The 24,642-nt window shown below is 69.2% G+C and carries 21 protein-coding genes; 11 read left to right on the plus strand and 10 right to left on the minus strand.

All coding sequences use genetic code 11. The features are described 5' to 3' along the window. Nucleotides 1-63: 63 nt before the first annotated feature. From ACGFY9_RS36560 to ACGFY9_RS36575, 4 genes are all read left to right on the plus strand, one after another. A complete protein-coding gene (locus ACGFY9_RS36560) occupies nt 64-1,467 on the plus strand; it encodes a class II fumarate hydratase (protein WP_393761505.1) in 1,404 nt (467 codons plus the stop codon). Nucleotides 1,468-1,539: 72 nt separating this feature from the next. Continuing rightward, complete coding sequence (locus tag ACGFY9_RS36565; RefSeq protein ID WP_393761507.1) at nt 1,540-2,232, plus strand: DUF402 domain-containing protein; 693 nt, start codon at nt 1,540-1,542, stop codon at nt 2,230-2,232. Nucleotides 2,233-2,521: 289 nt separating this feature from the next. Further along, nucleotides 2,522-4,624, plus strand: a complete 2,103-nt coding sequence (locus tag ACGFY9_RS36570; protein ID WP_393761509.1) for a SpoIIE family protein phosphatase — start codon at nt 2,522-2,524, stop codon at nt 4,622-4,624. 97 nt (nt 4,625-4,721) lie between these two features. Beyond that, complete coding sequence (locus ACGFY9_RS36575; RefSeq protein ID WP_393761511.1) at nt 4,722-6,179, plus strand: catalase; 1,458 nt, start codon at nt 4,722-4,724, stop codon at nt 6,177-6,179. Between the two features lie 77 nt (nt 6,180-6,256). Here the strand turns inward: ACGFY9_RS36575 and ACGFY9_RS36580 are convergent, their stop codons facing one another. Continuing rightward, complete coding sequence (locus ACGFY9_RS36580) at nt 6,257-8,563, minus strand: transglycosylase domain-containing protein (RefSeq protein ID WP_393761513.1); 2,307 nt, start codon at nt 8,561-8,563, stop codon at nt 6,257-6,259. A gap of 235 nt (nt 8,564-8,798) precedes the next feature. On the opposite strand from ACGFY9_RS36580, the gene ACGFY9_RS36585 reads away from it, so the two are divergent. From ACGFY9_RS36585 to ACGFY9_RS36605, 5 genes are all read left to right on the plus strand, one after another. Then, a complete protein-coding gene (locus ACGFY9_RS36585) occupies nt 8,799-9,725 on the plus strand; it encodes an SPFH domain-containing protein (protein ID WP_393761515.1) in 927 nt (308 codons plus the stop codon). Further along, nucleotides 9,671-9,979, plus strand: a complete 309-nt coding sequence (locus tag ACGFY9_RS36590; RefSeq protein ID WP_393761896.1) for a hypothetical protein — start codon at nt 9,671-9,673, stop codon at nt 9,977-9,979. Before ACGFY9_RS36585 ends, ACGFY9_RS36590 begins: the two co-directional genes overlap by 55 nt. A 172-nt stretch (nt 9,980-10,151) precedes the next feature. Beyond that, nucleotides 10,152-10,676 (plus strand): PadR family transcriptional regulator, encoded by a 525-nt coding sequence (locus ACGFY9_RS36595; protein ID WP_393761516.1) that lies wholly within the window; start codon nt 10,152-10,154, stop codon nt 10,674-10,676. Further along, the gene (locus tag ACGFY9_RS36600; protein WP_393761517.1) at nt 10,673-11,365 is read left to right on the plus strand and encodes an ABC transporter ATP-binding protein; all 693 of its coding nucleotides are present in this window, start codon (nt 10,673-10,675) and stop codon (nt 11,363-11,365) included. The genes ACGFY9_RS36595 and ACGFY9_RS36600 overlap by 4 nt, the downstream gene beginning before the upstream one ends. Further along, nucleotides 11,362-13,701: an ABC transporter permease gene (locus ACGFY9_RS36605; RefSeq protein WP_393761518.1), complete on the plus strand. Its 2,340-nt coding sequence runs from the start codon at nt 11,362-11,364 to the stop codon at nt 13,699-13,701. The genes ACGFY9_RS36600 and ACGFY9_RS36605 overlap by 4 nt, the downstream gene beginning before the upstream one ends. 30 nt (nt 13,702-13,731) lie before the next feature. On the opposite strand, the gene ACGFY9_RS36610 is transcribed toward ACGFY9_RS36605, so the two are convergent. The 4 genes from ACGFY9_RS36610 to ACGFY9_RS36625 all read right to left on the minus strand — a co-directional run bounded on the left by ACGFY9_RS36610 (nt 13,732) and on the right by ACGFY9_RS36625 (nt 16,666). After that, a complete protein-coding gene (locus ACGFY9_RS36610; protein WP_026150674.1) occupies nt 13,732-14,160 on the minus strand; it encodes a hypothetical protein in 429 nt (142 codons plus the stop codon). A gap of 4 nt (nt 14,161-14,164) precedes the next feature. Further along, nucleotides 14,165-14,524, minus strand: a complete 360-nt coding sequence (locus tag ACGFY9_RS36615; protein ID WP_393761897.1) for a roadblock/LC7 domain-containing protein — start codon at nt 14,522-14,524, stop codon at nt 14,165-14,167. 69 nt (nt 14,525-14,593) lie between these two features. After that, on the minus strand, nt 14,594-15,511 hold the full coding sequence (locus ACGFY9_RS36620) for a MarR family transcriptional regulator (protein WP_393761520.1): 918 nt from the start codon (nt 15,509-15,511) through the stop codon (nt 14,594-14,596). Nucleotides 15,512-15,688: 177 nt separating this feature from the next. Continuing rightward, a complete protein-coding gene (locus ACGFY9_RS36625) occupies nt 15,689-16,666 on the minus strand; it encodes a LysR substrate-binding domain-containing protein (RefSeq protein ID WP_393761522.1) in 978 nt (325 codons plus the stop codon). 134 nt (nt 16,667-16,800) lie between these two features. Between ACGFY9_RS36625 and ACGFY9_RS36630 the strand changes: the two genes are divergently transcribed. Both ACGFY9_RS36630 and ACGFY9_RS36635 read left to right on the plus strand, forming a co-directional pair. Next, nucleotides 16,801-17,355: a peroxiredoxin gene (locus tag ACGFY9_RS36630; protein ID WP_393761524.1), complete on the plus strand. Its 555-nt coding sequence runs from the start codon at nt 16,801-16,803 to the stop codon at nt 17,353-17,355. A 6-nt stretch (nt 17,356-17,361) separates the two neighbouring features. Then, nucleotides 17,362-17,898: an alkyl hydroperoxide reductase gene (locus ACGFY9_RS36635; protein ID WP_393761526.1), complete on the plus strand. Its 537-nt coding sequence runs from the start codon at nt 17,362-17,364 to the stop codon at nt 17,896-17,898. 160 nt (nt 17,899-18,058) lie between these two features. Here the strand turns inward: ACGFY9_RS36635 and ACGFY9_RS36640 are convergent, their stop codons facing one another. From ACGFY9_RS36640 to ACGFY9_RS36660, 5 genes are all read right to left on the minus strand, one after another. Beyond that, a complete protein-coding gene (locus tag ACGFY9_RS36640; RefSeq protein WP_393761528.1) occupies nt 18,059-19,357 on the minus strand; it encodes an AI-2E family transporter in 1,299 nt (432 codons plus the stop codon). A 138-nt stretch (nt 19,358-19,495) separates the two neighbouring features. Then, nucleotides 19,496-20,212, minus strand: coding sequence for a lytic transglycosylase domain-containing protein (locus ACGFY9_RS36645; RefSeq protein ID WP_393761530.1), 717 nt, complete (start codon nt 20,210-20,212; stop codon nt 19,496-19,498). A 381-nt stretch (nt 20,213-20,593) separates the two neighbouring features. Continuing rightward, nucleotides 20,594-21,919 (minus strand): PhoH family protein, encoded by a 1,326-nt coding sequence (locus tag ACGFY9_RS36650; protein ID WP_393761532.1) that lies wholly within the window; start codon nt 21,917-21,919, stop codon nt 20,594-20,596. A gap of 372 nt (nt 21,920-22,291) precedes the next feature. Then, the gene (locus ACGFY9_RS36655) at nt 22,292-23,065 is read right to left on the minus strand and encodes an isoprenyl transferase (RefSeq protein ID WP_393761533.1); all 774 of its coding nucleotides are present in this window, start codon (nt 23,063-23,065) and stop codon (nt 22,292-22,294) included. 753 nt (nt 23,066-23,818) lie between these two features. Beyond that, nucleotides 23,819-24,625 (minus strand): class I SAM-dependent methyltransferase, encoded by an 807-nt coding sequence (locus ACGFY9_RS36660; RefSeq protein WP_393761535.1) that lies wholly within the window; start codon nt 24,623-24,625, stop codon nt 23,819-23,821. Nucleotides 24,626-24,642: the final 17 nt, after the last annotated feature.

A 24,642-nucleotide genomic window follows, 5' to 3' on the forward strand; every position in this document is an offset into this window, starting at 1 on the left:
GTCCGCTGAGGTGGGAACACGGGACGTGTCCGCGATGCTGTCCCCCACAGGAGGTGATCGGCGATGGCCGACGGTCAGACAGTAGGTCCGTTCCGTATCGAGCACGATTCGATGGGGGAGGTGCGGGTCCCGGTCGACGCGAAGTGGCGGGCGCAGACCCAGCGGGCGGTGGAGAACTTCCCGATCTCGGGGCAGCGCATCGAGCGCGCCCACATCGAGGCGCTGGCCCGGATCAAGGGTGCCGCCGCGAAGGTGAACGCCGAACTCGGCGTACTCGACAAGGACATCGCGGAGGCGATCCAGGAAGCCGCCCGTGAGGTCGCCGGCGGCAAGTGGGACGAGCACTTCCCGATCGACGTGTTCCAGACCGGGTCCGGGACTTCGTCCAACATGAACACCAACGAGGTGATCGCCACCCTCGCGACCGAGCGGCTCGGACGCGATGTGCATCCCAACGACCATGTGAACGCCTCGCAGTCGTCCAACGACGTGTTCCCGTCCTCCATCCACATCGCGGCCACCGGTGCCGTCATCCATGACCTGATTCCCGCGCTGGAGCATCTCGCGGGGGCGCTGTCGCGCAAGTCCGTCGAGTTCGCCGATGTGGTGAAGTCGGGGCGGACCCACCTGATGGACGCCACGCCGGTGACGCTGGGTCAGGAGTTCGGCGGGTACGCGGCGCAGGTGCGTTACGGCGTCGAGCGGCTGGAGGCCTCGCTGCCGCGGCTCGCCGAGCTGCCGCTGGGCGGGACCGCGGTGGGGACCGGGATCAACACCCCGCCCGGGTTCTCCGCCGCCGTGATCGCCGAGGTCGCGCTGGTCACCGGGCTGCCGCTGACCGAGGCGCGGGACCACTTCGAGGCGCAGGGGGCGCGGGACGGGATCGTCGAGACCAGCGGGCAGTTGCGGACCATCGCCGTAGGGCTGACGAAGATCGCGAACGATCTGCGGTGGATGGCGTCCGGGCCGCGGACCGGGCTCTCGGAGATCTCGCTGCCCGATCTGCAGCCGGGGTCCTCGATCATGCCCGGCAAGGTCAATCCGGTGATTCCGGAAGCCGTGCTCATGGTCGCCGCGCAGGTCGTCGGCAATGACGCGACCGTCGCCACCGCCGGGGCCGCGGGCAACTTCGAGCTCAATGTGATGCTGCCGGTGATCGCCAAGAACGTCCTGGAGTCGATCAGGCTGCTCGCGAACGTCTCGCGGCTGCTCGCCGACCGGACCGTCGAGGGGATCGTCGCGCACCGGGAGCGTGCGCGCGAATACGCCGAGTCCTCGCCGTCCGTGGTCACTCCGCTCAACAAGTACATCGGGTACGAGGAGGCCGCCAAGGTCGCCAAGAAGGCACTGGCGGAACGGAAGACGATCCGCCAGGTCGTCCTGGAGAACGGCTATGTGGAGCGCGGTGACCTGACCGAGGCGCAGCTCGACGAGGCCCTCGATGTCCTGCGGATGACGCGTCCGTAACCAATGGTCGCCCTGGCGTGAACCGTGACGCGCGCCGCAGCGTCGTATGCCCGGGGCACCTAATATCTGTTCATGGCAGACGGTGGAGCGGTACGAGCGGTGGAAGCGGGTACGTCTACGGCCTTCTGGGCGCCCGGGGATCAGATCCTGTGGCGCTACCGGGAGAACGCCGGACCGCGCTTCCACATCGCCCGCCCCGTCACGGTCGTCCGGGACGACGAGGAGCTGCTCGCCGTCTGGATGGCGCCCGGCACCGAGTGTGTGCGGCCGGTGCTCGCGGACGGCACGTCGGTGCACGGGGAGCCGCTGGAGACCCGGTACACGAAGCCGCGTACGGTCCGGCGCGACCACTGGTTCGGGACCGGTGTGCTGAAGCTGGCACGGCCCGGTGAGCCCTGGTCGGTGTGGCTTTTCTGGGAGCCCGGATGGCAGTTCAAGAACTGGTACGTGAACCTTGAGGAACCGCAGCTCCGTTGGGACGGCGGGGTCGACTCCGTGGATCACTTCCTGGACATCTCCGTTCACCCGGACCGCAGTTGGCGCTGGCTCGACGAGGACGAGTTCGCGCAGGCGCAGCGGGACGGTCTGATGGATCCCCAACTGGCCGAGCGGGTAAGGGAAGCGGGCTGGTCCGCGATCGAGACGATCCGCGCGTGGGGGGCTCCGTTCGCGGACGGATGGCAGCACTGGCGCCCGGATCCGTCCTGGGCTGTACCTTCACTTCCGGAGGACTGGGACCGCACCCCCGCGCACATGTCCACATGAGACCCTTGATGCGCCCCCGGTGCGCAACCGTAGGATCGTCCTCCGCAAGGGCACCGCACAACTCCCGGGGCATGTACCGGGACTGACCAGACGTCACCGAGGGGCGGCAGGACGTGAGCGAGGGGTATCAGGGCGACACCGGAGCGGGCCGCCGGTCCGCCGGTGGCACAGGAACAGCCTCTGACCACGCGGGAATTCCGTTCCTGGGGCACGTATTCCGGGTATCGGCATTTCAGCGGGACGATCCGCACGTACCGCGTGCGGTCCCGGACGGACGGATTCGACACGCGTGACGGAGCACCCCACCTCCTTCGAGCGCCCGAGCGGCGCCGACCCCGCAGACCCCCGCGGGGCGCTCCTGCACACCTCGACGCCGTCCAGGCCGTCCGGTGGTGCCGGTTTACCGGCACAGGCACGCACCGGCGAGCCGCCTTCGGCGCCGGGTACGAGCACGTCCCGCGCCAAGGGGAAGGACCCGGCAGGTACCCCTGTGAAGCCCGAGCCCGATACCGCCGCAGCCGGTTCCGAGCACTCCCAGCCCTCGGCCGCCGAACCCGACACCCATCGCCCCCGTCCCTCGCCCGACGGCATCCCGGTCCAGCCGGGCGGCGCCGAGGTCTCCGACGCCGCCGGCAAGGAGCGCCGTACGGGCCAGGGGCTGCCGCCCGCTGGTCCCATGCCGATGCGGCGGGACGGGGACCGGCTGCGCTTCGTGGGTGCCGCGACCCGGCGGATCGCCCGCGGCATCGACCTGGACGAGATCGTCATGGGGCTGTGCCGGGCGACCGTGCCGACGTTCTCGGACGCGATCCTGGTCTATCTGCGCGACCCGCTGCCCGTGGGCGACGAGCGGCCCACGGGTCCCGTCGTGCTGCGCCTGCGCCGTACCGACCGCATCCCGGAGGAGCGGGACACGGAGAACGGCTTCATGCCCGCGATCCAGCCCGAGCAGCCCTCCGAACTGTCCGCGGTCACCGCCGAGTTGTGCGAGGTACGGCCCGGCGGCGCGCTCAACGAGGTGCTGCGGGGCGTGCGTCCCGTATTCGCCGACTCTCCTGCCGCCCGCGCCGCACTGCCGGAACTGCTCGGCGAGGGCGGCGAGTTGATCGTCCCGGCCGGCCAGCGCGCGATCCTCGCGCCGCTACGCGGCCGGCGCCGGGTGATCGGCGCCGCACTCTTCCTGCGCCGCCCCGAGCGCATGGCGTTCGAGGCCGACGACCTCCTGGTCGCCGCCCAGCTCGCCACCCACAGCGCCCTGGGCATCGACAAGGCGGTGCTCTACGGCCGTGAGGCGTACATCGCCGACGAGCTGCAGCGCACCATGCTCCCCGAGACCCTGCCCCGCCCCACCGGCGTCCGGCTGGCGTCCCGGTATCTGCCCGCCGCCGAGACGGCGCGCGTCGGCGGCGACTGGTACGACGCGATCCCGCTGCCCGGCAGCCGGGTCGCCCTGGTCGTCGGCGACGTCATGGGCCACTCCATGACGTCGGCCGCGATCATGGGCCAACTCCGCACCACAGCGCAGACGTTGGCGGGTCTCGACCTGCCCCCGCAGGAGGTCCTGCACCACCTCGACGAACAGGCCCAGCGGCTGGGCACCGACCGCATGGCGACCTGCCTCTACGCGGTCTACGACCCGGTCTCGCACCGCATCACCATCGCCAACGCGGGACACCCGCCGCCGGTGCTGCTGCACCTGGGCGGCCGGGCCGAGGTCCTGCGGGTGCCGCCCGGCGCCCCGATCGGTGTCGGCGGGGTCGACTTCGAGGCCGTGGAACTGGACGCGCCCGCCGGGGCCACGCTCCTCCTCTACACGGACGGGCTCGTCGAGTCGCGGCTGCGGGACGTCTGGACCGGGATAGAGCAGCTTCGCGAGAAACTCGCCGCGGTCGCGCAGCTCACCGGACCCGATCACCCGCCGCCCCTGGAAGCCCTGTGCGACGAGGTGCTCGACATGCTCGGCCCGGGCGACCGGGACGACGACATCGCGCTGCTCGCCGCCCGCTTCGACGGGATCGCGCCGAGTGACGTGGCGTACTGGTTCCTCGACCCGGAGGACTCGGCCCCCGGCCAGGCCCGCCGGCTGGCCCGGCGCGCGCTGGCCCGCTGGGGCATGGAGGACATGAGCGACTCCGTGGAGCTGCTGGTCAGCGAGGTCGTGACGAACGCCGTGCGGTACGCGTCGCGGCCGGTCACGCTCCGGCTGCTGCGGACCGACGTGCTGCGCTGCGAGGTCGGCGACGACGTGCCCCAGCTGCCCCGGCTGCGGCAGGCGCGGGCCACGGACGAGGGCGGACGCGGGCTGTATCTGGTCAACAGACTGGCCCGTCGGTGGGGAGCCACCCGGCTCAGCACCGGAAAGGTGGTCTGGTTCGAACTGAACCGGAATTAGACCCCGTCCAAAAGTTGCCGACGTACCGGCGTCGGAGTTGACTGCTGGGGTACGCGAAGGCGAAGCGACCTACTCTCTCTGACAGGAGGACGCGCTCGTGACGCAGACACCCCAGCAGGCTCCGTACACCACGAACAACGTCGGAATCCCGGTGGAGAGCGACGAACACTCGCTCACCGTCGGCCCCGACGGCCCGATCCTGCTCCAGGACCACTACCTCATCGAGAAGATGGCCCAGTTCAACCGGGAGCGGGTCCCCGAGCGGGTGGTGCACGCCAAGGGCTCCGGTGCGTACGGTTTCTTCGAAGTCACCAACGACGTCAGCCAGTTCACCAGGGCCGACCTCTTCCAGCCGGGCAAACGCACCGAGATGCTGGCGCGGTTCTCCACCGTCGCCGGTGAGCAGGGCTCGCCCGACACCTGGCGCGACCCCCGCGGCTTCGCGCTCAAGTTCTACACAGAGCACGGCAATTACGACATGGTGGGCAACAACACCCCGGTCTTCTTCGTCCGTGACACGATCAAGTTCCAGGACTTCATCCGCTCGCAGAAGCGCCACCCGGTGACCGGGCTGCGCAGCAACGACATGCAGTGGGACTTCTGGACCCTCTCCCCCGAGTCGGCGCACCAGGTGACCTGGCTGATGGGCGACCGGGGCATCCCGAAGACGTACCGCCACATGAACGGCTACAGCTCCCACACCTACATGTGGATCAACGGCGCCGGTGAGCGGTTCTGGGTGAAGTACCACTTCAAGACCGACCAGGGCATCGAGTACCTCACGCAGGCCGAGGCCGACGAGCTGGCCGGGTCCGACGGCGACAAGCACCGCCGTGACCTGCACGAGTCGATCGAGTCCGGGAACGCGCCGAGCTGGAGCCTCAAGGTCCAGATCATGCCGTTCGAGGACGCGGCGGACTACCGTTTCAACCCCTTCGACCTGACGAAGGTCTGGCCGCACGGGGACTACCCGCTGATCGACGTCGGCCGGATGACCCTCAACAGGAACCCCGAGGACTACTTCGTCCACATCGAGCAGGCCGCCTTCGAGCCCTCGAACCTGGTGCCCGGCATCGGCCCGTCCCCGGACAAGATGCTGCTGGGCCGGCTGTTCTCGTACCCGGACACCCATCGGTACCGGATCGGCCCCAACTACACCCAGCTGCCGCCCAATCGGCCGCACTCCCCGGTCAACTCGTACGCCAAGGACGGCCCGATGCGGTACGAGGCGTCCAACGCGGCGCGGCCGTACGCACCGAACTCCTACGGCGGACCGGCTGCCGACTACGGGCGGTTCGGCGACCCGGCGAGCTGGCAGACCGCCGGTGAACTGGTGCGCGAGGCAACGAAGTTGCACCGCGAGGACGACGACTGGGGCCAGGCGGGCACGATGGTCCGCGAGGTCCTCGACGACGCGGCCCGCGACCGGCTGGTGTCGAACATCAGCGGCCATCTGAAGGCCGACGTGTCCCGCTCGGTCCTCGACCGTGCCCTGCAGTACTGGCACAACGTCGACAAGGAACTCGGCGACCGGATCGCCGCGAACTTCGCCTAGCGGTACGCGAGTTCACCCAGCGGTACGAGAGAGGGCGCCCGGCGAAGTGCCGGGCGCCCTCTCGGCGCGTGACGCACCTACTGGTCGAGCTGGTCGAAGGGGTTGTCCGTGTTGTCGTCACCCGGTGTCGTCGGCGGACTGGTCGTCGGCGTCGGGGTGGGTGTCGGCGTGGGCGTAGGAGTCGGGGTCGGCGTGGGTGACTCCGTCGTCGGGGTCGGCGACGGAGACTTCGTCGTCGGCGACTCGGACGGTGTCGCCGTCAGGGTCGGGGTCGGCGTGGGCGTGTACGTCGGCTCGACGGCCGCGCCCTGGTCGGTGTCCAGGTCGAACTTGCCGTTCGCCTTGGTCACTCCGAACATGTACGTCGCCCAGATCTGCGCCGGGTAGCCGCCACCGTTGATACGGCCGCCGCCCGCGCTGATCAGGCCGGTCGCACCGGTCAGCGGGACCTGGGCGTGGGTCTTGGCGTCCTCACCGAACAGGCCCACCGAGGTCACCAGGTCGGGCGTGTAGCCGGTGAACCAGGCCGACAGGTTGTTGTCGGACGTACCCGTCTTACCGGCCACCTGCTGGCCGTCGCGCTTGCTGTTCTCGGCCACCGACACCTTCGCCGTACCGTCGTCGACCACACCGGTCAGCACCGAGGACACCGTGTCGGCGGCCTGGCGCGGGATGACCTGGGCGCCGATCGGGTTCGGCAGGGTGACCGTGCGCGTGTTGTGCGCGACCGACTTGATGATCGCCGGGGTGACCTTCTTGCCGTGGTTGTCGAAGGTGGCGTAGACGCCGGCCATCTCCATCGGGCTCGCGCCCATGGTGCCCAGGGTCTGCGCCGGCACGGCCTTCAGGTCGCCGGTGTCCATGCCCAGCTCGCCCGCGGTCTTCATGACCTTGTCCATGCCGACGTCGACACCGAGCTGCGCGAAGACCGAGTTGATGGACTTGTTCATCGCCGTCTGGACGGTGACCTTGCCGTAGTCCTGGTCGTCCTCGTTCTCCGGCGCGAACGCGATGTCGCTGCCCACGACCGGGCGCTTGCTGGTGCCGTCGTAGAGCGTGTTGGTGGTGATCGTCTTGCCGGACTGCGTCTTGGCCTCGTCGGCCAGGGCCGCGGCCAGGATCACCGGCTTGAAGGTGGAGGCGGGCTGGTAGTCACTGCGGGTCGCGTTGTTCGTGAAGTGCTTGAGGTAGTCCGCGCCGCCGTACATCGCCACGACCGCGCCCGTCTTCGGGTTCACGGAGACCGCGCCGGGCTGGACGTTGCCGTCGACCTTGCGCTTCTTGGCGTCGAGTTTGCTGGTCAGCTGGGACTTGACCGACTTCTCCAGCTGGGCCTGCTTCTTCTTGTCGATGTTGAGCGTGATCGTCCAGCCGCCCGCGCTGACCAGCGTCTCGGCGTCCTTGGCGTTGGCGGCCTGCCCCGAGGCGATCAGCTGCTTCTCCAGGGCCTCGTTGGCGGCGGTCACCATGTAGCCGGTCTGGCCCGCCATGCCGGCCTCGGCCTTGGGCGCCTTGGGGACCGGGAACGTCATGGCCTCACGCTTGGCGGAACTGAGCCAGTCCTGCCCGACCATGTTGTCCAGGACGTAGTTCCAGCGCGCCTGCACCAGCTTCTTGCCGGTGTCGGTCGCGATCGCCCAGTCGTACTGGTTCGGCGCCTGGAGCAGCGCGGCGAGATAGGCGCCCTGCTGGACGGTGAGGTCCTTGGCGTCGACCCGGTAGTACGCCTGCGCCGCGGCCTGGATGCCGTAGGCGCCGCGGCCGTAGTAACTGGTGTTGATGTAACCGGCGAGGATGTAGTCCTTGGACTTCTCGCGGTCCAGCTTCAGCGAGATGACCATTTCCTTCAGCTTGCGCGTGACGGTCTGGTCCTGCGTCAGGTAGTAGTTCTTGACGTACTGCTGGGTGATCGTCGAGCCGCCCTGCGCGCCCTTGCCGGACAGCGTGTTGAGCAGTCCGCGGGCGGTGCCCTTGAGGTCGACGCCGGCATCGCTGTAGAACGTCTTGTTCTCGGCGGCGACGAACGTCTCCTGGACGGCCTTGGGAACCTGTGAGAGGTCGACGTTCTCACGGTTCACGTCGCCCTTGCGGGTCAGGATCGAGCCGTCGCTGTACTTGTAGACGTTGCTCTGCAGCTTCGCGTCGGCGTTGCCCGCGGGGATGCTGATCATCATGTAGAGCACGATGAACGCACCGATGCCGAGCAGGCAGAAGCCGAGAAACGTACCGAGGATCTTCTTCCAGGTGAAGAGCCTGCGTATGAAGCTCTTGCCGTCCTTGGAGCCCTTGGTGCCCGCGCCGTCCGCCCCCGACGAGCGGCGGGTCTTGGGCGCCGCGCGGTGGCCACCGCGTTGGCGCGCTCGTCTCTCTTCCGCTCGTCCCATGAGTCCGTTTCGCTCCGCTTCGCTCTCTTGTGCTCTGGTGTCACACAGGTTCGCCCGTCAAGTCAGCTCAGAAAGCTAACACCAGGAGTTGTGACAAAGGGCTGTCGATCCGGTCCATTACGGACGTGACAATCAGCACCCGTCCTTATGGAACCGACGTACGAGAGGGGTTGAGGGTTGCCGTACCCGGGTAAAGTGATATCACTTTGATTCAACCGAGCTACGGGGGAACACCATGACCACCGAAGTACCCGCAGACGTACCCGACATGCCCGCTCCGCGCGTGCGGGAGTTCGCCGCGCACAGCATCGGCGGCGGGCTCGCGCTCGTCCTCGGTCTGGCCGGGCTGCTCGTCTCCGCCGGGCTGCTGGTCGGAGCCGGTGCGGTCGACGCGGGCGGCGCCAAGGCCGCGCTGATCATCGGCGGCATCCTCGTCCTGCTCGCCGCGTTCATCGCGATGCGCGGGCTGAACACGGTGGCGCCGGGCGAGGCGCGGGTCGTGCAGCTCTTCGGGCGGTACCGGGGGACGATCCGGCGGGACGGGCTGCGCTGGGTGAACCCGTTCACCTCGCGCACGAAGATCTCGACCCGCGTCCGCAACCACGAGACCGCGGCCCTCAAGGTCAACGACGCCTACGGCAACCCGATCGAGCTCGCCGCGGTCGTGGTCTGGAAGGTCCGCGACACCGCGCAGGCCACCTTCGAGGTCGACGACTACACCGAGTTCGTCGCCACCCAGACCGAGACGGCCGTACGGCACATCGCCATCGAGTATCCCTACGACGCCCACGACGAGGGCGGGCTCTCGCTGCGCGGCAACGCCGAGGAGATCACCGAGAAGCTCGCCGTCGAACTGAGCGCCCGGGTCGAGGCGGCCGGCGTCCAGATCATCGAGTCCCGCTTCACGCATCTCGCGTACGCGCCCGAGATCGCCTCGGCGATGCTCCAGCGGCAGCAGGCCGGGGCGGTCGTCGCGGCCCGGCGGCAGATCGTCGACGGCGCGGTGGGCATGGTCGAGGCGGCACTGGCCCGGATCACCGAGGAGGACATCGTGGAGCTGGACAACGAACGGAAGGCGGCGATGGTCTCCAACCTCCTGGTGGTGCTCTGCGGGGACCGGGCACCGCAGCCCGTGCTGAACACGGGCACCCTGTACCAGTGACGGTTCCCTCCGGGGGTTCAGCCCCCCAGCGTCAGCCGCAGCAGCGCAAGCAGGTGCTGCTGCGGTTGGACCCTTCGGTGTACGAGGCTGTTGCCCGGTGGGCCGGTGATGAACTGCGGTCCGCCAATGCGCAGATCGAGTTTCTGTTGCGGCGGGCTCTGGCGGAGGCGGGTCGGTTGCCCGGTGAGGCCGGGCCGCTGCCGCGTCGTGGTCGGCCTCCTGGGGGCTCCGCCCCCAGACCCCCGTCGGCCTGAAGGGCCTCGTCCTCAAACGCCGGACGGGCTGATGATGCGCGGCCTCGACAGAGATCCCAGCGTGTAGCAGAAACGTGACAATCGGCCCCGACCTGCACCTCCACACCCCCCGCCATGATCTACACACCGTGCGTATACACACCGCGTATACCCCGTGTGTAGAGTGCTCCGCATGTCCATCGGTCACACCCTTCTGGGGCTCCTGGAGTCCGGCCCGCGTCACGGTTACGACCTGAAGCGGGCCTTCGACGAGAAGTTCGGTCACGACCGGCCGCTGCACTACGGCCAGGTCTATTCGACGATGTCCCGCCTGCTGAAGAACGGCCTCGTCGAGGTCGACGGGATGGAGGCGGGCGGCGGTCCCGAGCGCAAGCGGTACGCGATCACCGACGCCGGGGTCACCGACGTACAGAAGTGGCTCGCGACGCCGGAGAAGCCCGAGCCCTATCTGCAGTCGGCCCTCTACACCAAGGTCGTCCTCGCGCTGCTGACCCACCGGAACGCGGCCGAGATCCTCGACGTGCAGCGGTCCGAGCATCTGCGCAGCATGCGGATCCTGACCGACCGCAAGCGCAAGGGCGATCTCGCGGACCAGTTGATCTGCGACCACGCCCTCTTCCATCTGGAGGCCGACCTGCGGTGGCTGGAGCTCACCGCCGCGCGCCTCGACAAACTCGCCGAGGTGGTGGCCAAGTGACGACACATCCCGCTGGTTCCCTGCTCGCAGCCCATGAGCTGCGCAAGGCCTACGGGCCGACGACCGCGCTGGACGGCGCGGAGTTCTCCATCCATCCCGGTGAGGTCGTCGCCGTGATGGGGCCCTCCGGGTCGGGGAAGTCGACGCTGCTGCACTGTCTCGCCGGGATCGTGCCGCCCGACTCGGGCTCGATCACGTACAACGAGCAGGAGATGGCGACCATGAGCGACGCCCAGCGCAGTGCGCTGCGCCGCTCGGAGTTCGGGTTCGTGTTCCAGTTCGGCCAGTTGGTGCCGGAGCTGACCTGCGTCGAGAACGTCGCCCTGCCGCTGCGGCTGAACGGCACGCACCGCAAGGAGGCCGAGCGGACCGCGCTCGCCTGGATGGAGCGGCTGGAGGTCGACGACCTCGCCAAGAAGCGGCCCGGCGAGGTCTCCGGCGGGCAGGGGCAGCGCGTCGCCGTGGCCCGCTCGCTGGTCACCAGCCCGCGCGTGCTGTTCGCCGACGAACCGACCGGCGCGCTCGACTCGCTCAACGGAGAGCGCGTGATGGAGCTGCTGACCGAGGCGGCCCGGTCCACCAACGCGGCCGTCGTGCTGGTCACGCACGAGGCGCGGGTGGCGGCCTACTCGGACCGCGAGATCGTCGTACGGGACGGCAAGTCCACGGACATGGAGCGCGTCGTATGAACGTGCGTCAGTGGTCGGCCGATCTGGCCATGGGGGTGCGGTTCGCCTTCGGCGGCGGGCGTGAGGGCTGGGTGCGGGCCGTCCTGACGGCTGTCGGCGTCGGGCTCGGGGTGGCGCTGCTGCTGCTCACGACCGCACTGCCGAACGCGTTGTCCGAGCGGGACGCGCGCGGCAGTGCCCGGATGGACTTCACGTACAGCGGGAAGCGGCTGCCGAAGGCGGACAACACGGTCGTCGTCGCCGACACGGACACCACGTTCCGCAGCAAGGACGTCCGCGGCCGGCTGCTGGAGCCCGAGGGCGCCAAGGCGCCGCTCCCGCCGGGGATCTCGAAGTTCCCCGCGGTGGGCGACATGGTCGTCTCCCCCGCGCTGGAGAAGCTGCTGAAGTCGGACTCCGGGAAGCTGCTGCGTGCGCGGCTGCCCTACCGGATCACCGGCACGATCGGGCAGACCGGGCTCATCGGGCCCGCCGAACTCGCCTACTACTCGGGCGGGAAGGGACTGGAAGGGCGTCAGTCCGGCGGCAGCGTCGAGCGCATCAACTACTACGGGCCCTCCCCGGGCAGCACGCCGGACAAGCTGGACCCGGTGCTGCTCCTGCTGATCCTGATCGTGTTCGTCGTGCTGCTGCTGCCGGTCGCGGTGTTCATCGCCGCGGCCGTGCGCTTCGGCGGCGAACGCCGGGACCGGCGGCTCGCGGCCCTGCGTCTGGTCGGCGCGGACGGGCGGATGGCACGCCGGATCGCGGGCGGCGAGGCGCTCGCGGGGGCGCTCCTCGGGCTCGTCTTCGGCACCGGGTTCTTCCTGGTCGGGCGGCAGTTGGCGTCCCTGCTGGACGTGCGGGACATCAGCCTGTACCCCAGCGACCTCAACCCGTCGCCCGCGCTCGCCCTGCTCGTCGCCGTCGCCGTACCGGCCGCGGCCGTGCTGGTGACGCTGCTCGCGCTGCGCGGGGTCGTCATCGAGCCGCTCGGTGTGGTCCGCAAGGCGAAGCCGCCGCGGCGCCGGCTGTGGTGGCGGCTGCTGCTGCCGCTGGCCGGCCTCGCGATGCTCTACCCGATGACCGGCAAGGGCGACTCCAACGGCAACTTCAACCAGTGGCTGGTGATCGGTGGCACAGTCCTGCTGCTCGTCGGCGTCACCGCCCTGCTGCCCTGGGTCGTCGAGGCCACCGTGGCCCGGCTGAACTCCGGCTCGGTGTCCTGGCAACTCGCCGTCCGCAGGCTCCAGTTGAGCAGTGGTACGGCCGCCCGGATGGTCAACGGCATCGCGGTCGCGGTGGCCGGGGCGATCGCCCTTCAGATGCTGTTCTCCGGTGTGCAGGGCAACTACACCAAGTCGACCGGCAACGACCTGCACCGGGCCCAGATGGAGATCTCCATCAACAGCGGCACCTCGCTGGCCGAGGCCGACCGGAAGATCGCGGGGACCAAGGGCGTGAGCGGTACGTCGGCCATCTCGCAGACCTCGGTCGGCGACCGGGCGAAGAACCCGGACGACGAGCTGGAAGTGGCCGTCGGCAGCTGCGCCCAACTGCGCGCGGTGGCCCGCCTGACGGCCTGCCGGGACGGCGACGTCTTCCGGATCACCAGCAGCGACAGCGGGACCGCCGCCATGACGAAGCGGCTGTCCACGGCCGGCAGGACGGTGTACTTCGACCCGTCGTACGACCAGACCTCGGCCACCCCCGCCGCCTGGAAGGTACCGGCCGGGCTGAAGACGGCGACCCCCCGCGAGGACCCGACCGGCTACGCCCGCGACGGGCTGCTGATCACCTCGGGCGCGCTGCCCGCGAACGCGGTGAAGGGCCTGGAGCAGAAGGTGTTCGTCTCGCTCGACCAGTCGGTGCGGGACGCGAGCGACTACGTACGGAACACCGTCGCGACGATGGACCCGCTGGCGGACATGTTCACCCTGGCGAGCAACGACGTGTCGCCGCAGTTCCGTTCGATCCGCACCGGGCTGTTCGTCGGCGCCACCTGTGTGCTGCTTCTCATCGGGGCGAGCCTGCTGGTGTCGCAGCTGGAGCAGTTGCGCGAGCGCAAGAAGCTGCTGTCGGCGCTGGTCGCCTTCGGCACCCGGCGGCGCACGCTGAGCCTGTCGGTGCTGTGGCAGACGGCGATCCCGATCGGCCTCGGCCTGGCCCTGGCCACGGTGGTGGGGCTGACACTGGGCGCGGTACTGCTGAAGATGACCGCCACCTCGGTGCGCATCGACTGGTCGAGCGTGCTGGCGATGTCCGGCATCGGCGCGGGGATCGTCCTGGCGGTGACCCTGCTGAGCCTGCCACCTCTCCTGCGGCTGATGCGGCCGGACGGGCTGCGCACGGAGTAGTCCGCCCGCAGCCGTCCGATCGCAGGGCTTTCAGAGTCCGTACTCCCGCACCACGCGCCGGACTTGGGCGAAGAGCATGCCCACGTTCACGGACTTGCGGCAGACGACCACGGCGACGACGTCCTGTTGCTCGGTCATCCGCACGAACAGATGGGTGAGGTTCTCGCTGTTGACGAGGATCTCCTGGAAATAGTGGTGGTCACTGGTGATCCCGCGGCGTTCCTTGAAGACGTCCTCGATCATCGCGACCGTCCGGCCCTGGAACAGGTCGAGGGTCGCACCCGCCAGCAGGTCGAGGACCTCTGGCGGGTGGTTGTCGATGGTCTCGTACGACAGCAGCATGCCGGTGGACATGTCGACCACACCTGAGGCCACACAGTCGGGGGCATCGGTGCGGAGGGTTTTGACCAGGCCCATCACCTGGTCGGAGAATCCTGGGGTCATACGTTTCGTCGCCATCCCTTCACACTCCTTCTGACGCCTTCTCCGTGAGGATCGACTCGATGCGGTCGAGCGTCGGCCGGGCCGCGAGGTGCAGCCGGTCGACGTCCATCCCCTCGTCGCCGAGCACCACCATCAGCGCGGTGTCGCCGACGGCGTAGGTCGCGGCGCAGCCGTGACTGCCGTACGTCACCGTCTGGCGCAGCGTGCCGCGGCCGGTGGCCTCGGCGGTGCGCCGGGCCAGGCCCAGGCCGGCCGCGGCCAGCGCGGCGAGGGCCTCCGGGTCGATCGTGTCGGCGGTGTCGGCCGCGATGAGCAGTCCGTCGGCCGCCGTGAGGGCGGTGTCGGTGATACCGGTCACCTTTTCCCGCAGTTCGCGCATTTCCAAAGTCAGGGCTTTGTGATCCACTTACTCAACTCCCCTAAAACTGATCGCATGTGTTCATCAGGGTCATTTCCAGGTTCCGTTCCGCAGGCGGAAGAACCCTTTCCAGCCCGCCCCGCTCTTCTCGGGGACGAGAGTCTCGGTGATACCGCTGGCGCCCGGATTACGCCGGGGCAGCTCGGCGGGCACGGTGAACTGCGGCGGTGGGAGCGCCGGTTGCTCACGACGGCACACGACAAACTCCTCGGGCGCCTCGGCCGGCACCCGCACCGGGATCGGCACGGGGCTGTCCGCGCACTCCAGCAGTCCCTCGGCGAGCATCCGCGCGACCTCGGCGGTGACCGGGTAGACCCCGCGGCCGGTACGGAACGCGAGATCGCGTGCGGTACGGCGGCCGTCGACGTGGGCGAGCAACTCCCGTTGCAGCAGCCCGAGTCCGGCCTCGTCGAGGGCGTGCGCCGGGGGCCGCGGGCGTTCCCGGTCGGGACGTACGGGATACGGCAGCGCGGAGATCGCGGCGCGTTTGCGGACCGCGTCCTGGAGCAGCCGGGACGAGGGCTCGCCGAGCGAGACCGGGGCGAACGGCTGGGCGTCCGGGGCGAGTTCGCAGTCGTCGATGTCTCCGGCGACGACCGCGAAGGCCGCGTCGTGAAGGGCCAGCACACACACGATCCGCAACTCGGCGGCCCCCGCGTACCCGTGGGCGACCAGCCCGTCCAGCGGCCAGCGCGTGCCGCCCGACTCCCGTACCAGATCGGCCCATTGCTCGCCGCCGACCCGGCCGGAGCGCAGCAGCAGCGCCTCGGGTCCCGGTGCGCCGGGGCTCTCCACGGCGACGACGAGTCCGCCGCGCAGATGGAAGGTGCCGCCGGGTCTGCCGGACACCCGCAGTCCCCCGGTGAACTCCTCGCGCCCGCAGGTCGCCAGAGCCCGCGCGAGCAGGTCGTGACCGGCCCGGCCGAGGGAATCCCGAATGCCCGACATCACTCCCCTAGGCTTTTCGTACACGCAACTGACGTGTAGCGCTGAGGGGTGAAGGTGTATCAGTCCGCGCGCATATTCCGGACGGGTTCTTCCTACCTGCCTGCGGGTGACGGAAGTTGAGAATTCCCGCCGTTCGATTTCCTTTGTCCGACGCTCATTTGACCGAACGGGCGCGGGTCAGTCGCGCGCCGGAGCGGCTCGGTCGCCGCCGCCCAACACCCGTACCGGCAACGGCCTCAGCGCCTCGCGCAGGGCGGCGGCCAGCTCCTGGTACTCGGCGCGGCGGGCCGCGCCGGTGCGCATCGCGAGGGCGATCCGGCGGGTCGGGGCGGGCTCGGTGAAGTAGCCAGTGAGGAGTTGGTCGCTGCGGGTGGTCTCGACGCGCACGGCGGTACGCGGCAGCAGCGTGACCCCGAGCCCGCCGGCGACCAGCTGCACCAGCGTGGACAGCCCGGCCGCGGTGGTGGTGACGGGGGCGTCCTCCCGACCCGCCTCCCGGCAGATGTCGAGCGCCTGGTCGCGCAGACAGTGCCCCTCGTCGAGCAGCAGCAGGTTCAGCTCGCGCAGCGCCTCGCGCGGGATGCCGGTCTGCCCGCCGAGGGGATGATCGAGCGGGGTGACGAGCACGAAGTCCTCGTCGAACAACGGGAGTTCGACCACGCCCGGCACCCCCAGCGGTACAGCGAGCAGCAGCAGGTCGAGCCGTCCGGTCGTCAGCCCCTCCAACAGGTTCGCGGTCTGCTCCTCGTGCACCTGGAGGTCGAGGTCCGGGTACCGGTCGTGCACCAGTCGCAGCACGGTCGGCAGCAGATACGGCGCGACGGTCGGGATGACCCCGAGCCGCAGCGCCCCGGTGAACGGAGCCCGCACCGCCTCCGCCTCCTCCAGCAGCGCCACGACCTCCTCCAGCACCGCCTTCGCCCGTACGGCGAGCCGCTCGCCGGCGGGCGAGAGGAGCACCTTGCGGGTGGTGCGCTCCAGGAGCGTGACGCCGAGGGTCTCCTCCAGCGCGGCGACGGCACCGGAGAGGGCGGGCTGACTCATGCCGATCGCGGCCGCGGCGTCCCGGAAGTGGAGGTGCTCGGCGACCGCGGAGAAGGCGCGCAGCTGGGCCAGGCTGGGCTGGCGCCTCTTACTCGTATTACTAACGGTCACTGATAACCGCCTCCGATCAACACGACCCAGTGTAGCTATTTCCACAATCAATGCACGTTGTGCCAGGATCGGGCCGACCAAACCACGAGAAGCACCCATTCCGCTTGGGTGTTTCTCCGCTGCAAGGAGTGCGTGTGCTCACTGTCGGTGACAAGTTCCCGTCGTTCGATCTGACCGCCTGTGTCTCGCTGGAGAAGGGCCAGGAGTTCCAGCAGATCGACCACAAGACCTACGAGGGCAAGTGGAAGATCGTCTTCGCATGGCCCAAGGACTTCACCTTCGTGTGCCCCACCGAGATCGCCGCCTTCGGCAGGCTGAACGACGAGTTCGCCGACCGTGACGCCCAGGTGCTCGGCTTCTCCGGCGACTCCGAGTTCGTCCACCACGCCTGGCGCAAGGACCACGACGACCTGCGCGACCTGCCGTTCCCGATGCTCGCCGACTCCAGGCACGAGCTGATGCGCGACCTCGGCATCGAGGGCGAGGACGGCTTCGCCAAGCGTGCGGTGTTCATCGTGGACCAGAACAACGAGATCCAGTTCTCCATGGTGACCGCGGGCTCGGTCGGCCGTAACCCGAAGGAGGTCCTCCGGGTCCTCGACGCGCTCCAGACGGACGAGCTCTGCCCGTGCAACTGGACCAAGGGCGACGACACGCTCGACGCGGGCGCGCTGCTCGCCGGGGAGTGACCTGAGATGTCACTGGACACCCTGAAGTCCGCCATACCGGACTACGCCAAGGACCTGAAGCTCAACCTCGGTTCGGTCATCGGCAACTCCGACCTGCCGGCCCAGCAGCTGTGGGGGACGGTCCTCGCTACGGCGATCGCCTCGCGTTCTCCTTTGGTGCTGCGGGAGTTGGCGCCCGAGGCCAAGGCCAACCTGTCGCCGGAGGCGTACAGTGCGGCCAGGTCCGCCGCCGCGATCATGGCGATGAACAACGTCTTCTACCGGACGCGTCACCTCCTGTCCGACCACGAGTACGGCACCCTGCGCGCGGGGCTGCGGATGAACGTCATCGGCAACCCCGGGGTCGACAAGGTCGACTTCGAGCTGTGGTCGTTCGCCGTGTCCGCGATCAACGGGTGCGGGATGTGTCTCGACTCGCACGAACAGGTGTTGCGCAAGGCGGGTGTTGAGCGCGAGGTGATCCAGGAGGCGTTCAAGATCGCGGCTGTTGTGGAGGCGGTCGGGGTCACGTTGGAGGCGGAGGCGGTTCTGGCCGCTGAGTGACTTCGGCTGACCGTCCGTCTCGCTGGGGGCTCCGCCCCCAGGCCCCCGGGCCTTTGCCCACCCACCACCCGTTTACGGGCGCTTTTAGGTTCACCTTCAAACGCCAGTAAACGGGTGGGTGGGTGGGAAACGGGGGTCTGGGGGCGGAGCCCCCAGGGTTTTACGGCGCCTGGTCCGACGGTTCCGGATCGGTCGCCGGCAATGAGGACACCGCCGTAGCCCCCCGCCCCGGTTCCTGGGAGTACGACTTCAGGTAACTCACCACCGTGTTCAACACCGCCACCAGCGGCACCGCCACCACCGCTCCGCCGATCCCCGCGACCATCCCGCCCGCGGCGACCGACAGGACCACCGCGAGAGGGTGCACCCGGACCGCTCGGCCCAGGATGAAGGGCTGGAGGATGTGGCCCTCGATCTGCTGGACCGCGAGGACCACGGCCAGGGTGAGGAGGGCGGTGAACACGCCCTGGGTGACCAGCGCGACGACGACCGCCAGCGCGCCGGAGGCCACCGCGCCGACCAGCGGGATGAACGAGAACAGGAAGATGAAGACGGCCAGCGGTACGGCCATGGGTACGCCGAGGAAGTAGATGCCGACGCCGATGCACACGGCGTCGATGAGGGCGACTATCACCGTGCCGCGGACGTAAGCCGTGAGCGTGCGCCACGCGCGGGGACCCGCGCCCGCCATCGCCGGCCGCGCCGCCGCGGGCACCAGCTTCAGCGACCACTGCCAGATCCGCGGGCCGTCGTAGAGAAGGAAGAGGGTTGAAAAGACTGTCAGGAGGATGCCTGTCAGGGCTTCCACGATGACCTGGACGCCCTCCAGGCCCGCCGAGGTGATCTGGTCGGTGTTCGCGCCGATGGCCTCGCGGAGGTTCTTCGCGATCTGGTTGATCTGCTTCTCGGTGACGTGGAACGGGCCCTTGAGCAGCCAGTTGCGCAGGTCGTCGACGCCGTTCTGGACCTGGTCGGAGAGGTTGTCGATGTTCGCCATGACCTGCCAGGTCACGAACCAGCCGATCAGCCCCATCACGACGAAGCCGAGGATCGCGGTGAGCGCGGTGGCGACGCCGCGGGGGAAGCCGTAGCGGATCAGGCGGGCGACCGTCGGCTGGAGAAGGGCCGTGATGAGGAGGGCCGCCACGAAGGCCAGGACGACCAGTTGGACCGCGCTGATGACGCGCATCAGGACCCAGACCGTGCCGGCCAGGATCAGCAGCCGCCAGCCCGCCTCGGCGGCGACGCGCACACCCCAGGGCACGGCGAGTGAGGGGTCGGGGCGGTCGCGGGCGATGGTGACCGGTACGGGTTCCCGGGGCTCGGGGTGTTCGGCGGGCGGTTCGGGCGCGGCCTCGGGGTGGTCCTTCTCGACCTCGGCGCGGCGCTCGTCCAACCGCTCCCCCATCTCGCTCAGTCCGGCGCCGACTTTGCCGAGCCATCCTGGTACTCGCGACATGATGCGTCCTCTTCCCCCGTCTTGCCCCACCACTCCCCCCTGGAGTCGCTGCGAGTCCGACCGTACAGGGCGAAGGCCCCTCCCCCTATGACGGGGAGGGGCCTCGTGAGGTTGAGCGGCCCGGAACGGGCGTACGACCTAGTACCAGCTGTTCGCCTGCCAGAAGGACCAGGCCTCGCACGGGCTGCCGTAGCGGCTGTCCATGTAGTTGAGGCCCCACTTGATCTGGGTGGCCGGGTTCGTCTGCCAGTCCGAACCGACCGAGGACATCTTGGAACCGGGCAGGGCCTGGAAGAGGCCGTAGGCGCCGGAAGAGGCGTTGACCGCGCGGTAGTTCCAGCTGGACTCGTGGTCCACGATGTTGCTGAAGCACTGGAACTGGCCGCTGGGCACCATGGAGGCGGCCATCGACTGGATCTGCGCGACCGTGTAGGAGCTCTGCACGGGGAAGCTCGACGAGGAACTGCTTGCCTTGGCGGCCGCGGCCTTCGCCGCAGCCTTCTCCTTGGCCAGCTTCTCCGCCTTCTCCGCGGCCGCCTTCTTGGCGACGGCGGTCTTGGCGGCGGCCAGGCGGGCCGACTCCTCGGCGTCCTTCTTGGCGCTCGCGTCGGCCTGGATCGCCTGGGCGTCGGCCTGCTGCGTCAAGGAGGCGGTCTGTACCTGGGCCTGCTGGCCCGTGGGGATGTCCGCCAGGAGCGTGGTGTCGGCTGCCGTCGTCTCGGCGTCATTGTTCTGCGCCTGTGCGACGCTGCCCGAGGCAACGCCTACGACGCTTCCGACGGCGGTGACCGCGGTGGCCGAAGCCACTGCGAATCCCCGGACCGAAATCCGGCTCACACGGTGTCCTTCCAGCATCGTCCGCTTCGGTGACCCTGGCGGACGCAATCGTGCCCCTGAACGCTGGCCTCCCACCTACGGGGTCACGGGAGGCACGGGCCCGATGGGCAACTCCCGCTCGGGGAGCGCCGCGTGAAGAGCGGGCGGCATACGACGTCGCTGTGGAGTTAGCTGTGATGCCTCTGTGGTGCGTACCGCTGGGGGTACACGTGTGTCGTATGCGGGGCCTGACAGGAATGAGACTCTGCCGTAACCGGACGCCGGGTGGCAATTCTGAGTTGCGTGTGAAAGCTCACATCCCGTTTGCCCCACGGGATTTGGAGAAACAGCGAGACGCCGAAGCGCCGCCCCGCTAAGCTCATCGGCTTGGCGGGACGGCGCCAACTGGCCTGTATTACCTCAGATTTGGCCGTCCTCCAGCATTTCGGTCACAAGCGCCGCGATCTGGGACCTCTCGGACCTCGTGAGGGTCACATGCGCGAAGAGCGGGTGGCCCTTCAGCTTCTCCACCACGGCGACGACACCGTCGTAGCGGCCGACCCTGAGGTTGTCCCGCTGGGCCACGTCGTGGGTGAGGACCACCCGCGAGTTGGCGCCGATCCGGGACAGGACCGTCAGCAGGACGTTCCGCTCCAGGGACTGCGCCTCGTCCACGATCACGAACGCGTCGTGCAGCGAGCGGCCGCGGATGTGGGTGAGCGGCAGGACTTCGAGCATCCCGCGGGCGGTGACCTCCTCGATGACCTCGCGGCTGGTGACCGCGGACAGCGTGTCGAAGACCGCCTGGGCCCAGGGGCCCATCTTGTCGGCCTCGGAGCCGGGCAGATAGCCCAACTCCTGTCCGCCCACCGCGTACAGCGGCCGGAAGACCATCACCTTCTTGTGCTGGCGGCGCTCCAGGACCGCCTCCAGGCCCGCGCAGAGCGCGAGCGCGGACTTGCCGGTGCCGGCCCGGCCTCCCATGGACAGGATCCCGATGTCCGGGTCGAGCAGCAGATCCAGCGCGATGCGCTGTTCCGCGCTGCGGCCCTTGATGCCGAACGCCTCCCGGTCGCCGCGCACGAGGCGGACGTTGCCGTCGGCCGTGACCCGGCCGAGCGCCTTGCCGCGCTCGGACTGGATCGTGAGACCGGTGTGGACGGGGAAGTCGGCCGCTTCCGGGACGTAGACGTGGCCCTCCTCGAAGAGGATGTCCACCTGTTCGCCCGGCAGGGTCAGTTCGGACATTCCGGTCCAGCCGGAGGAGCCCGTGATGGCGAGTTCCGCGCGGTACTCCTCGGCGAGGAGTCCGACGGAGGATGCCTTGATCCTGAGCGGAAGGTCCTTCGACACGACGGTGACGTCGTACCCCTCGGCCTGCAGGTTGCGGGCGACCGCGAGGATGCGGGAGTCGTTGTCCCCCAGGCGGTAGCCGCTGGGCAGCACGCTGGGGTCCGAGTGGTTGAGCTCGACCCTGACGGTGCCGCCGAGTTCCCCGATCGGGATGGGGGCGTCGAGGCGACCGTGCCGGACGCGGAACTCGTCCAGCAGGCGCAGGGCCTGCCGGGCGAAGTACCCGAGTTCGGGATGGTGCCGCTTGGCCTCCAGCTCTGTGACCACGACGATCGGCAGCACGACTTCGTGCTCGTCGAAGCGGTTCAGCGCGTTCGGGTCGGCCAGCAGAACGCTGGTGTCGATGACATAAGTGCGCCGGTCAGGCAAACGGCGCTTTGTGCTGGTCACCACGGAAGGACGTACCCCCTCGGAAGAGGTCGGGGAGCGACGGAGAGGAGCTGGACCGGTCCAGGCCGCGATGCGCGGGCCGAGAACCGGCCCTCCGTCTCGCCCGTACTGACCGCACGGTCGAACTGGTGCAAAGGGCCTCCCGGGCGGACGGCCCCGTGCCGTCCGCTGAGATACGACACCCGTGGTTCGGGCGTCGACCTGCTTGGCTTATGCCCTCGAACATGCGCCGCCATGCCACGGCATATGACGGCGCCCAAGTGAACTCCTTGTTACTTACGTCCCAAGGAGGGTGGTACCGGGGTTCTGTCCGTCATTCGCCGTAGCGGCCCGATCGTTCTCCGCTACGGTCCATCACGCGCCGTAGCGGCGTCTTCATCCGCCGTAGCGCCGGTGTCGCGCCGCGTAGTCACGCATCGCGCGCAGGAAGTCGACCTTGCGGAAGGCCGGCCAGAAGACCTCACAGAAGTAGTACTCGGAGTGGGCCGTCTGCCAGAGCATGAATCCGGACAGCCGCTGTTCGCCGCTCGTCCGGATCACCAGATCGGGGTCGGGCTGGGCACCCGTATAGAGGTGCTTGCCGATGAGGTCGACGTCCACGTGCTCGGCGAGTTCCTCCATGGAGGTGCCCTTGTCGGCGGCGTCCAGGATCATCGAGCGGACCGCGTCGGCGATCTCCTGGCGGCCGCCGTAGCCGATGGCGCAGTTGACGAGTATCCCGTCGACGTGCGCGGTGGACTCCTCCGCCTCCTTGAGGACGGACTGCATCCCGGGCGGCAGCAGGTCGAGGGTGCCGACGTGGTGCACACGCCAACGGCCGTCCGCGGCAAGCGAACTGACGACGTTCTCGATGATGCCGAGCAGCGGGCCGAGTTCCTCTTGAGGGCGGTCGAAGTTGTCCGTCGACAGCAGCCAGAGCGTCACGACCTCGACGTCCGTCTCGCTGCACCAGCCGAGGAACTCCTCGATCTTGTCGCCGCCGGCCTGGTGGCCCTGGACGGTGGTGGAACCCGCGGCCTTCGCCCAGCGCCGGTTGCCGTCCATGATGACGCCGACATGCTTGGGCACCTGAGCGTGGTCGAGATGGCCTCCCACCCTGCGTGCGTAGAACCTGACCAGCAGGCGGCGCAGGGTGTCGCGCACGTTCACGTGTTGTCAGCCCCTCCGTGGATGGCAGTCCCCGGCGTCGAAGCCTACCCCCGCCGGAGCCCTGTTCCCCCAAGGGGTGTCTGGGCTCATCCCGGTTCGGCACGAAGGTCGGACCCGACCGATGTGAGGACGGTCGCCGCACGGCACAAAAAATCGGGCCGGTCCGTGGGGGGGATACGGACCGGCCCGAGGGGGGGTTTCCACCATAACCCTTCGTAAGTGATGCTGCGTGCATCGGCGTGCCACAACTACTCTCCGAAACCGGCCGACGACGCGCCAAGGGGTGTGGAACCCCGGATTCCGGCCCTGATCATGGCCGATTCACAGCGGATTCCAAGGAGAACGTGGAGGTTTTCCGCCACCCCCCGGCATGTCGCCCTCAGGGGTGACGCCGTCAGCGAACGCCCACTTGACGGGGCAGGGCACCGCGCGGCCCCCTCCACCGCACGGTGCCGACCGCGCGGCTTTGCTCACGCGAATTACCTTGGTCTGAACTTACGTGAGGGGGCGGGCGGGATGCGAGTCGATCTCGATAACGATGTGGAAAACCCGTGTACGTATGGGGAACGTGAGGTGACGTGGTCCCCGGCCGGGCGTGGCGGTGTCCGCTTCCCGGACACGCTGAGCGAGACCGGCACATGGTGAGGAGGGGCGGGACGGGGCTGACACTCGTACGGCCACTACCGCGGGACTACGGCCACACGGGCACGCGGGATTTCGCCAAATGGCGCGCGGCGCCGGGAGACCGGGCGGTCACGCGTGCGGCTTGCGGATGTCGAAGAGGTGGCGGGTGCTGTGCGCCACGAACGGGCCCTCGGCCTCGATCCGCTCGTGCAGGGCGCGGAGTTGGGGCTCGTAGGCCTCGACCGTGAAGTCGGGGACCATCCAGATCACCTTGCGGAGGAAGTGGACGACGGCCGCGATGTCGTAGAACTCCATGCGCAGCCGCTCGGCGCGCAGACCGACGATCTCCAGCCCCGCCGCCTCGGCGCCGGCCCGTTCGCGTTCGGGGTCACGGGCGCCGCTCACGGACTCCGGCTGGGGGCCGACGAAGTGCTCGACGAGTTCGAAGGCACTGCGGGGGCCGACGTGTTGGGCGAAGTACGTGCCGCCGGGGCGCAGGACGCGGGCGATCTCCGGCCAGTGGGCGCGGACCGGGTGGCGGCTCAGGACGAGGTCGAAGGCGCCGTCGGCGAAGGGCAGCGGGGCGTCCTCGGGCGCGGCGACCACCACGACACCGCGCGAGCGGAGCAGTTCGGTGGCCTTGGCCACGTTCGGCGGCCAGCCCTCGGTGGCGGCGACGAGCATCGGGGGCTGGGCGGCGGCCCGGCTCAGCGCGAAGTCGAAGACCTCCCCTCCTCCGGTCTGGACGTCCAGGGCGGTGGTCGCGCGGGAGAGCCGGTCACCGGCGGAACGCGCGTACTCCCACGAAGGACGCGCCTCGGTGGCCCGGCCCTCGAACCAGGAGAAGTCCCAGCCCTCGGTGGGGACGGCGAGCCCTTCCGCGACGAGGTCCTCGAAGCTGCCCGTACCGCTCGTGCTGCTCCCGCTGTTGTCCATGGGGCGATGGTCGCAGG

The sequence above is a fragment of the Streptomyces sp. NPDC048504 genome, from assembly GCF_043200035.1.
Lineage (GTDB): Bacteria > Actinomycetota > Actinomycetes > Streptomycetales > Streptomycetaceae > Streptomyces.